Source organism: Kitasatospora sp. NPDC036755, assembly GCF_040636595.1.
Classification (GTDB): domain Bacteria; phylum Actinomycetota; class Actinomycetes; order Streptomycetales; family Streptomycetaceae; genus Kitasatospora.
Map to the genome: position 1 here is coordinate 22,019 of NZ_JBEZUT010000061.1, position 10,247 is coordinate 32,265.

Annotated in this window: 10 protein-coding genes; 8 read left to right on the top strand and 2 right to left on the bottom strand. The window is 72.9% G+C overall.

Features of this window, described 5'->3' with window-relative positions:
* Nucleotides 1-2 precede the first annotated feature (2 nt).
* The 3 genes from AB0E96_RS12235 to AB0E96_RS12245 are packed head-to-tail and all read left to right on the top strand — an operon-like array spanning nt 3 to nt 2,604.
* Complete coding sequence (locus AB0E96_RS12235; protein ID WP_359821849.1) at nt 3-1,028, top strand: ATP-grasp domain-containing protein; 1,026 nt, start codon at nt 3-5, stop codon at nt 1,026-1,028.
* A complete protein-coding gene (locus tag AB0E96_RS12240; protein WP_359821851.1) occupies nt 1,025-2,173 on the top strand; it encodes a DegT/DnrJ/EryC1/StrS family aminotransferase in 1,149 nt (382 codons plus the stop codon). Before AB0E96_RS12235 ends, AB0E96_RS12240 begins: the two co-directional genes overlap by 4 nt.
* A complete protein-coding gene (locus AB0E96_RS12245) occupies nt 2,170-2,604 on the top strand; it encodes a low molecular weight protein-tyrosine-phosphatase (RefSeq protein WP_359821853.1) in 435 nt (144 codons plus the stop codon). The genes AB0E96_RS12240 and AB0E96_RS12245 overlap by 4 nt, the downstream gene beginning before the upstream one ends.
* A gap of 64 nt (nt 2,605-2,668) precedes the next feature.
* On the opposite strand, the gene AB0E96_RS12250 is transcribed toward AB0E96_RS12245, so the two are convergent.
* The gene (locus tag AB0E96_RS12250; RefSeq protein ID WP_359821856.1) at nt 2,669-3,841 is read right to left on the bottom strand and encodes a UDP-N-acetylglucosamine--N-acetylmuramyl-(pentapeptide) pyrophosphoryl-undecaprenol N-acetylglucosamine transferase; all 1,173 of its coding nucleotides are present in this window, start codon (nt 3,839-3,841) and stop codon (nt 2,669-2,671) included.
* A gap of 810 nt (nt 3,842-4,651) precedes the next feature.
* Here AB0E96_RS12250 and AB0E96_RS12255 point away from each other — a divergent pair.
* The 4 genes from AB0E96_RS12255 (at nt 4,652) to AB0E96_RS12270 (ending at nt 8,655) form a co-directional block, all read left to right on the top strand.
* A complete protein-coding gene (locus tag AB0E96_RS12255) occupies nt 4,652-6,055 on the top strand; it encodes a hypothetical protein (protein WP_359821858.1) in 1,404 nt (467 codons plus the stop codon).
* A gap of 1,182 nt (nt 6,056-7,237) precedes the next feature.
* Nucleotides 7,238-7,561 (top strand): hypothetical protein, encoded by a 324-nt coding sequence (locus AB0E96_RS12260; RefSeq protein ID WP_359821860.1) that lies wholly within the window; start codon nt 7,238-7,240, stop codon nt 7,559-7,561.
* Between the two features lie 345 nt (nt 7,562-7,906).
* On the top strand, nt 7,907-8,197 hold the full coding sequence (locus tag AB0E96_RS12265; RefSeq protein WP_359821863.1) for a hypothetical protein: 291 nt from the start codon (nt 7,907-7,909) through the stop codon (nt 8,195-8,197).
* Nucleotides 8,198-8,448: 251 nt separating this feature from the next.
* On the top strand, nt 8,449-8,655 hold the full coding sequence (locus tag AB0E96_RS12270; protein ID WP_359821869.1) for a cold shock domain-containing protein: 207 nt from the start codon (nt 8,449-8,451) through the stop codon (nt 8,653-8,655).
* A gap of 13 nt (nt 8,656-8,668) precedes the next feature.
* Here the strand turns inward: AB0E96_RS12270 and AB0E96_RS12275 are convergent, their stop codons facing one another.
* Nucleotides 8,669-8,986 (bottom strand): hypothetical protein, encoded by a 318-nt coding sequence (locus AB0E96_RS12275; RefSeq protein WP_359821865.1) that lies wholly within the window; start codon nt 8,984-8,986, stop codon nt 8,669-8,671.
* Nucleotides 8,987-9,430: 444 nt separating this feature from the next.
* Between AB0E96_RS12275 and AB0E96_RS12280 the strand changes: the two genes are divergently transcribed.
* A partial coding sequence (locus AB0E96_RS12280) for an alpha/beta fold hydrolase (RefSeq protein ID WP_359821867.1) occupies nt 9,431-10,247 on the top strand: 817 nt, incomplete at its 3' end.

The window sequence follows — 10,247 nt, forward strand, 5'->3', positions numbered from 1 at the left end:
CGATGACCTCCACCGACACCAAGGTCGCGGGGCCGGGCGAGGGCCGGCGGATCGTCGTTACCGGCGTCGGTGCCAACCCCGGCTTCGACCTCGCCCGCAGCCTCCAGAACCTGGGCCACCACGTCATCGCCACCGACGCCCAGCCCCTCGCCCCCGGCCTGCTCCTGCCGGACGTCACCGCCCGCGTCACCCCGCGCGCCGACGACCCCCGATACGGCGCGGCGCTGCTCCAGCTGTGCCGGAACACCGCCGCGGACGCCCTGATCGTCGGCATCGAACCCGACCTGCCGCCCGTCCTGCGAGCCCGTCGGGCCCTGGCCACCGCCGGCGTCCGGGTCTGGCTGCCCACCGCCGAGGCGGTGCACTCCTGCCTCGACAAGGCCGCCTTCCACCAGGTGCTGACCGAGGACGAGGTGCCGACCCCGCGCAGCTGGCTGCCCGGCCAACTCGACCAGATCCCCGACGGGACCGAACTGGTGGTCAAGCCGCGCGGCGGCCACGGCGCGCAGCACGTCCACTTCCCCGCCACCGTGGAGCAGGCCCGGGTGCTGTGCGAGCTGGTCCCCGACCCGCTCGTCCAGGAGCGTGTCCACGGTGAGGAGTTCACCGCGGACTGCCTCGTCGACCGGGCCGGGCGGGCCTCGATGGTGCTGCGCCGGCGCAGCCTGGTGAAGGCCGGCCTCGCGGCTGTCTCGGTCACCTTCCACGACGAGCGGGTGGCCGAGCAGGTCCGCCGCACCCTGACGGCCGTTGGCGCGGCTGGACTCAGCTGCGTGCAGGGCTTCATCACCGACCGAGGCCCGGCACCGGTGGTCATCACCGAGGTCAACGTCCGGGTGGCCGGCGGGTTCGCGCTCGCCGAGGCCGCCGGCGCGGACCTGATCGCCCAGGCCGTCAACGGCCTGTTCGGCCAAGCCGTCGACCACGACCGCCTCGCCTACCGGGACGACGTCTTCCTCACCAAGTACACCGAGACGCTGACCGCCGGCGATGCCTCCACCCTCCGAGCCCTCCAGGAGCAGCAGTGACCCTCGCCCCCACCACCCCCGCCCGGCCCGGCGTCGAGCGCAACGCCACCCCCTACCTGTACGGGACCGAACTCGGCTTGATCGCCGAGGTCCTGGCGAGCGGCCAGTACGGCCACAGCGACGTCACCGAGACCTTCGAGCGGCAGGTCGCCGACTACCTCGGCGTGCGGGAGGTTGTGGCCGTGTCCTCCGGAACGGCGGCCCTCCACGCCGCGCTGGTCGCCGCCGGCCTCGGCGCGGGCGACGAGGTGCTGGTGCCGTCGATGACGTTCTGCGCCTCCGTGCAGGCGATCCTCTCCACCGGCGCCGAGCCCCGGTTCGTGGACACCGACCCCGCCACCATGTGCACCACCCCCGACCTGCTGCGCCAGGCGCTGACCGAGCGCACCGCCGCGGTGATGCCCGTGCTGTTCGGCGGCCGGGCCATCGACCTCGCCCCGATCACTGACCTGCTCGACCAGCGCGGGATCGCCGTCGTGGAGGACGCCGCCCACGCCTTCGGCTCCCACGGCCACGACGGCCACAAGGTCGGGGCAGGCGGGCACCTGACCTGCTTCTCCTTCGGCCCGATCAAAAACCTCACCTGCGGCCAGGGCGGCGCGGTCGTCCCCCGTACCCCCGACGAGGCCGAACGGCTGCGGACCCTGCGGCTGCTCGGCATGGTGGAATCCGCCGCCACCCGCGCCGCCTCCACCACCTACCAGGTCACCGCCGCCGGATTCCGCTACCCGCTGTCCGCCCTGAACGCGGCGATCGGCACCGCGCAGCTCGCCCACTTCGAGGAGGCCGCCGCCGTGCGCCGCGGGCTGTGGCGCACCTACCGCGAGGCGCTGACCGACCTGCCCGGCGTCGAACTGGTCGACGTCGACGTCGAGCGCTCCGTCCCGCACCTGTGCGTCGTCACCGTCCCCGACCGCGACCGGGTCTGGGCCGAGATGCGCCGCGCGGGCATCGGCGTCGGCGTCCACTACCCGCCCAACCACCTCCAACCCGCCTTCTCCCGCTGGACCCGGTCGCTGCCGGCCACCGAACACGTCGCGGGGCGCATCCTCACCCTGCCCTTCCACCAGCACCTCACCGAGGACGGCGTACACCACACCGTCGCCGCCCTGCGCCAGGCCCTGACCACCGGAGACGCCCGATGACCGCCTCTGCCACGCCCCTGCGCGTCCTCGTCGTCTGCCTCGGCAACTACTGCCGCAGCCCGCTGGGCGGACGTATCCTCGCCGATCTCGGCGGCGACGCGGTCGAGGTCCGCTCCGCCGGACTGATCGACAAGTGGGAGGAAGCCCACCCGGAGATGACCGCCGCCGCCTCCGCCCTCGGCTACGACCTCACGAACCACCGCCCCCAGCAGGTCACCCGGGAGCTGATCGACTGGGCCGACCTCGTCCTCGCCATGGACCACTCCGTCCTGGAACAGCTCCGCGGTATCGCCGGGCCCGAAACCACCGCCGAGATCCGCCTGTACCTCGACCACGACCGGGACGTCCCCGACCCGATGGGCCGCCCCGCCGCCGAGTTCGCCGCCTGCGCCCTGCTGATCGAAGCGGGAGCCGCACTCCACCTGCGCTGACCACACACCCGGCGGCCCCGGTGCGCCCGCCCCGTCAGAGGGCGGGCACCGGGGCCAACCGGCTTCAACGGCAGGCGGCGGCGAGCACCACGTCGACCAGACGCTGGGCAGCGTCCGGGCGGCCGTGCTCGCGGGAGCGGGCCGCCATGGCCCCGCGCCGAGCCGGGTCGGCGAGCAGTGGGGCCAGGGCCTCCCGCAGGGTGTCCGCCGTGACTTCGCCGATCAGGGCGACGGCCGCGCCGGCCTCCTGGAGATGGGTGGCGTTGTGGGCCTGTTCGTTGCCTGCGGAGGAGGCGAGCGGGACGAACACCGCGGCCTTGCCGAGCGCGGTCAGCTCCGCGAGCGTCCCGGCGCCGCTGCGGCTGACCACCACGTCCGCCAGCGCCAGCACGTCCGGCAGTTCCGCCCCCATGTAGCCGGTCAACAGGTAGCGGGCCGCCAGGTGCGGCGGCAGTGCCCCGGCGGGGCCGCGCAGCGTCGCCTCGTTGGCCGGGCCGCACTGGTGGATCACGTTGGCCTGTTCCAGGAGCCACGGCAGGACCGCCGAGACCAGGGTGTTGATCTGCACCGAGCCCTGTGCGCCGCCGGTGACGTACACCGTCGGCAGCGAGCGGTCGAAGCCGTCCAGGCCGAGGGCGGTCACGGCCTTGTCGGCCAGCCCGGTGAGCACCGCCGGGCGCACCGGGTTCCCGGTCACCACGGCGGTGCGGCGCGCGGACTCCGGCAGCAGCGGCAGCGTCGACTCGGAGGACACCGCGACCCGGGTCGCCGCCCGGGCCAGGACCTTGTTCGCCAGCCCGAGGCTCACAGTCTGCTCGTGCACCACCAGCGGCACCCCGCACGAGCGCGCCGCCAGCCCGACCGGCACCGCCACGTACCCCCCGGTGGCCAGCACCACGTCCGGCTCGAACTCCGTGATCAGTGAACGGGCCTGTACCGCGCCCAGCGGCACCCGGCCCATGTCCCGCACGTTCGCCGGGGAGATCATCTTGATCGGGTTGGAGGAGCGCCGGACCTTGCCGGTGGCGACCGGCTCGAACCGGATGCCCTCCGCCGGGGCGACCCGGGCCTCCAGGCCGGCAGCGGTGCCGATCCACAGCACTTCCGCGGTCCGGCCCTGCTCGGCCAGCCGCTCCTGCAGCGCCCGCACGGCGGTGAGCGCCGGGTAGGTGTGTCCGCCCGTGCCGCCGCCCGTCACGACCAGCCGCAGTGGTCCGTCCTGCTCCTTGAGCCCCATACCCGTCTCCCATCGACCATTACGCACGTTGACTGAAGACCCCTCAGCCTACGATGGAACGGACACTGTCCGTCGCGGCTCGGTTCCAAGGAGTACCTCTGGGTCGGGCCTGAGAGGCGAACCGCTGTTACCGCCATCACCCGGAGCACGCCGTGGCCATGTGATCAAGGTCGCTCGGCGTCGGCTTCACTTGCGGCCGGTTCGCGGCTATGGTCCGTCGTCCCTCCGGTCGGAACAGGCCCGACCGAGGAACGAGGAGGCCCCCCTGCGTATCCACCGCAGCCCGCACCCGACCCGATTCGTGATCATCCCGAACGCCCTGGCGCAGCCAGGGTCCGGCGCCCTGGCAAAGCAGTCCGTTCAGCCTCGAAGCCGCAGTTGCCGGGCAGACCCGCCGCCAAGGCGGCCGGACCCCGATGCGTCCGCCGACTCAGGAGGCCGCCGAGATGGCTGTCCGCCTGACGGTGAAGCTCGTGCCGCGGTTCACCGCCGGAGCGGGGGACCGTCGGCCATGACGCTAATTCAGGTGGCTGCTCGGCCTGACCGGTGAACGGTGGCAGCGCCTGAGGGCCCTCCAGGCGACTCTTCGTCGAGGTCCTGGAGGACCTGCGCGTCCTCGTCCCGCGTTCGTGGTCCCCACCGCGTCACCGTTGCTGCCATGCGCTGCCCGAAGGGAGGCGGGAGATCCCCATCTACACCTGCCGACGCATATCAGTGGCAGCACGAACCTGACGCCGGCGAATCGGCAGTGCTCGCGTACGCCCCTGGCACGCGCCCCGAACGTGCGGCTTAAGGTGCGGCATCTGCGCTGTGGGACTGGAGAGTTGGGGGAACGCCATAGAGGGCAACGAGCCGAAGAACGTGCGCGAGGTGCTTCAGCAGCTCGCTCAGCCGTCGAACGTCGCGGTCCACTCCAGTGACAAGCTGCTGGGCGAGGTCGAAGCCGTCGCGGCGAAGGACGACGAGGAACGGGAGCAGAACGAACTCGACGCGCTGCGGCGCAAGCCGGGCCTGCGACCCGTGCCGTCCAGGGAACTCGGCGCCGGCCTCCAGCTGACGCCCTGGGACGTGCTGCACACCCTCGGACGGGCGACCGCACTCGCGCGGCGCGGTGCCGGGCGGGGGCTCGCGGAGCACTGGGGCTGCCTCAAGTACAGCCAGGCGCTGGAGGGAACGCTCGGAACCTTCATGGCCCTGTCGGCCGAGGGCCGTGACACGGCGGACTACTACAAGGCACTGCAGTCCGACGAACTCGGCGTCGGGTTCGCGCTGGCCGTGGCCAAGCATGTCCTGGCCAGGCGCTATCCGGACCACAGCGTGTCGATCGTCCCCGCAGACGCCGCCCTGCGGGCGGGCTTCGCGGTGACCGGTAGGGACAGCGGCGTCTCCGTCGGCTACCGCTACCGTCCCCAGTACTTCGCCGAGGTGTGGAAGCCCGGCCGGCCCTCGCGGGTCTTCCCGATCGCCTGCAAGGGCAACCACAGCGGCGCCTCCGTTTCCCACAGCCAACTCGCCTCGGCCGCGGTCCACGCCGACGCCGTGCACATCGGCGGATGGACGGACACCCCGGCCCTGGTCTTCAGCACCGAGCTGCCCGTCGACGCTCCGATGACCGTCCACCTGCTGCACGCGCGCGGCAACGGCGGCACACTCACCCACCCGGCTCGCGAAGCCCGCGACCTGGACGGGGAACTCGACCAGGCCAACATCTTCCCCGGGATCCTGCCGCCCGCCCAGGACGGCCAGACCCCTGAACCCGAGCCGGGCTTCCACATCGGAGCGGACCACTTCGCCTGGTTCCAGCACGCCCTCGCGCGCACCGGAGCGGCGGGCCTGACGGCCTTCGCCGGCGACGCCGCGGCCACGGTTCCGTACCTCACCGCCCGGCAGGGCCGCAAGCGGTACGAGGGCATCTCGCACGCCGCGATCGGCAGCGTCCAGGACGCGGACCATGAACTGCTCGGCATCCCGTTCGTCGGCACCGACCACGTCCTGCGCCTCAACCGCACCCGGGTGGAGGCGTTCTCGGGCGTGGCGGAGGACCTCTTCGAGCACCTCGCCGAGCGCCGCCTCACCCGCTACCGCGACGAGGCCCACGCCCGCCGCTCCTCGTGGCCGACCGCCACCTGGGACGAGGACTGGGACGGCCCCGTCTCCATCCACCCGGACGGATCCGTCCTCGCCCTGCGCGTGCTCCCGGAACGGGACTGCTGACGGGGCAACGCCCCTGCGTGTTCCGGACTCCGGCTTCCGGTCGGCGCGGAGGCCTGTCGGACTAGGGACAGCGGACAGCGGACGGCCGGCGACAGGCCGGGCCTGCCGGGCACGGCCATGCCACCTGCCGTTCCCGGGCCGCTTTCGTGATCCCACCGCGGTCGCCCCGGCCGGGCTGGAGGTCAACCACTGGGGCGATTCGGCCGAGCACTCCTTCCGGATCACGATGAAGAAGGCCCCGCGGTACGACGTGGAGGTCCAGGAGGCCGGACCCTTCGCCGTTACCGCGGACCGTTCCGTGCTGCGGGTCGTCTACGGCGTCGTGGGACGGCAGCAGGGGTCGGTGCGGTGCTGGCAGAGTGCTTCGGCGAGCGGGCCCGGGACGACTGCGGGGGTTCGTGCGAAGTCGGGGTCGCGGCTGGTCGGCCGGCTTGCCGGGCCCCGCCGATGGCAGGGCGCAGGCCGCGGGGTTGCGCCGCATCGCCGTCGAACCGCTTTCGGGTAGCGCGCTCGGAACTTGGTGAGCCGGAGTGACGGGCGTGTCCGCCGGGGCGGAGGCGGGACGGCCGCACAGGTCGCACCTCGCCACGCCATTGTCGGACAGTTGCCAAGTGGATACATTCAGTGACGAAGTGTGGTTCGGTTCTCTCGACCGGAGGTCCGATGGACGCCCCCTCCCGATTCGTGGTCTCCCGGCCTGCTGGTACGGGCCGTTCCTTGACGCCGGTTCGGACACCGCGGCACGGCGGGTCCGTAACCGGCAAGCACCGCGTGTCGAACGCGGGTCGTCGTCCGGGCCTTCTCAGTTCCCGGTTGGCTCGTACCGCCGTCACGGCTCTGATGGGTGCGGTCGTGCTCCCGTACGGCATGGCCACACCGGCCCGCGCGGTGTCCGTAGGCCACCTCGGCGAGGGCGTGCCCGCTGCCGTCGTCCGTACGACCGTCCATCCGGTCGTGCAGCCTGCCGGTGTCCCGGTCGCCCGCGCGGCCTCCGCAGCCTCCGCGGCGGCTGCGGCTGCCTCCGGGGCCGGGGCCAGTTCCCGTGCGGTCGCCGCAGCGGCCCGTTACGCCGCCTGGGGCGGCTCTTCCCCCTATGGCGCCGCTGCGGCGGCCGCCGCAGCGGGCGGCGGGTCCTCCGCAGCCTCTGCGGCGGCTGCCGCGGCCTCCGCCTCAGGGGCGAGCGTGGTGATCGTGCTGGAGGCCGCCGAGGAGGCCACGCAGGAGGACGCCGACGCGGCGGCCTCGGCTGCGGCGGCCGCCTCGTCGGCGGGCTACCCGCTGACGGCAGGCGCGGCTTCCTCTGCCGCTGCAGCCGCATCGGCCACTGCGTCGCAAGTGGTGATCGTCATCGACGACATCGAGGCCGCCCAGTCCGAAACCGACCCCGCCCAGGCGACCGCGGACACGGCAGCGGCGCGGATGCACGCAGCCAGTGCCGAGGGGGACGCCACCCTGGCGTCCACGGACGCCACTGTCGCCTCCGTGGACGCCGCCGCAGGGCTTTGACGTCGGCTTGCTCGGTGCGGAGGCGGGCGGCGGTCATTTCGTAGCGCAGCACCTGGGCTTTGCGCACGATGTGCTGCGTGGCGCTGGTGAGGCTGGTCTCCATTCACTGCGAGTAGTGGTTGCACGGTCGTGTGGCGGGGGCTTGCTTCGCGTGACGCGCGCCGTAGTGGGATCTCGCCGAGATCAGCCGATCTGGCCACAGCCAGCCCTGAGTCACGCCCGGATATGCTGTCGGCTCGGTTTGGGGAGTGGGGGCAGCGATGATCGACCCTCACCGACGCGGTCCCCGTCGCTCGGACGGCGTTCCGCCACGCCCGGACCACGGTCGGACTGCCGCTGGACGCCGTGGCCACCGCCCTCGCCAGCCGGTCCCGGCCCACCGGTGGTGACGTCTTCATGCTCTCCTACCTCGACCATCGCACCGTCGCCACCACCGGGGAGCCGCCGCGCGCACGCAATCCCCACCACATCAGCCGCGCCACCGTCACCGACACGCTCCAGCTCTGGTTCTCCCGCACCCGCCACGGTCAGTTCCTGCGCACCCGTCACCCCGCCACCCACGTCGCCGAACACACCGTCGCCCGTCTCCTCCAGGGCCTCCAGCGCTGCCTCGCCCAGGCCGGCACCACTCCGTGACACGCACCTGGCTCCCGCGTCCTCGGACAGCCGTCCGAGTTTGCGGGGCCACCAAACCGGTGAACACCATGAGTGATCAACCGGTAACAGGAGGTCCGCCCATGTTCCGCCCCGCCCTCACCCGCCACCGCGCCGCGGCGATGACCTGTGCGCCGCTCCTTGTCTTCGCCGCCCTGCTGGGAGCCTGCGTCCCCGCCTGGGCGGACACCGGACCGGCCGTCGCCGGGCCGTCGGCCACCGGCCGCCGCGCCCTGGTCAACTTCGGCACCGTCAAGTGGTTCAACAGCGAGAAGGGCTACGGCTTCATCGTGCCCGACATCCCCGGCCCCGACGTCTTCGTCCACTACTCGAACATCATCGGCGGCGGCTTCCGAACCCTGGAGGAGGGCGAGCGGGTCGAGTACCAGCTGGAGGACGGGCCGAAGGGCCCCCAGGCCGTGAACGTCATCGGACTCTGAAGCCGATTCCCCGTCAGGGGTGGGCAGTCGGCCCGCTCGTGGCCCTGGCGCTGCTGGCCCACGAGGCGTACGACGACGCCGAGGAGCTCGGTGGCGGACGCCTCGTACCGGATGAGCATGAAGGTGCCGGGGGGTGTTTCCGCGGCTGCCCCTGGAGCTGGGGGGCCTTCGCCTTGTCCTGGGTGGCGAAGCCCGACTCCTCCGTCTGCCTCCCGGCGGCGTTGCGGTAGCGGATCTTGTACTCGTGCGGGTACCTCGGCCATCGGCTCTCGGGGTGCCCGCACTCCTTGACGGAGCTGCCCATGCCGCGGACGAGGTTGAGGGTGGCCATGGTTGTCGACTCCCGGGCGTCTTGCTGACCTTTTGCTGGCCCCGGATGGTCGATCAGGCCTTCGACCCGGGAGAAAACGGCAGAACCGTGGTGTGTGGTGGAACTTCATCGGCCGATCCGGTGAGGGGGTCGTTGTCGAGGTGTTCGCGGAGCCTCTCCGCTTCACCAGGATCCACAGGCCGCAAGCCGACATCCGATCGGCAGCGAGCAAGCGCTGGCGGTCGCCGGAGCGTGGCCGGCGGCGACGACCTCTGGGCCGTTCGTCTGGAAACCAGCTTCGCCTGGTGGTACGCCGCGTGTCGGTCCCGGTCGGGGTGGTCCTGAAGTAGCAGACGCGTAGGGGTAGTTCGGCGGGGGAGCCCGGTACCGGTGGTGGACGCGCCCGGCCGCCGTGGCGCCTACGGTCGCCCCGACGGCCCGCCCAGGCACCCGAGGGGAAGCACCGTGATCCGCGCCGCCAAGCCGGCCGCCGCTCTGGCGTCGCTGGCCCTGACCATCCTCACCGCGTCCGCCGTACCGGCGGCCGGTGTCACCGCGCCCCCGCCCGCGGCGGTGGCCGCCGCCGATCCGCTCGCCGCGCTGCGCGGCCAACAGCCGCGCTGGCACCCCTGCGCGACCAGCCCGGAGGACACCGCCGGCGCCGAGCTCGACGCCGCCGGTGCCGGCTGCACCGAGCTCGCCGTCCCCCTCGACTACCGTCGCCCCGACGGGCGGACCACCGGGGTCGCCCTGGCCCGGCTGCCCGCCACCGACCGGGCCCGCCGCCTGGGCACCCTGTTCTACAACCCCGGCGGCCCCGGCGTCCCCGCCCGCGACCTCGCCCTCGCCCTGCGCCGGGCCGCGCCCGGTCTGGCCGCCCGCTACGACATCATCGGCATGGACCCGCGCTTCGTCGGCGCCAGCACCCCCCTCGACTGCGGCTGGCCCACGGCCGGCCCAGGCTCGGCCGGCCCCGACCGGCTGACCTTCGACCGGTCCGCCGAGGTCGCCAAGGGCCTCGCGGCCCGCTGCGCGCCGTACCGCGAGCTGCTGCCGCACATCTCCACCCGCAACACCGCCCGGGACATGGACCTGGTGCGCGCCGTCCTCGGCGAGGAGACGATCGCCTACCTCGGCTCCTCCTACGGCAGTTACCTCGGCGAGGTCTACCTCCAGCTGTTCCCCGGTCGAATGTGTGGTCAGCGTACAGGTCGTGCGCAGTCCCCGGGACCGGGTTTTTTCCGGCCGGATCCGCCGCCGACCGGGCCGTGGGCGTTTCAGG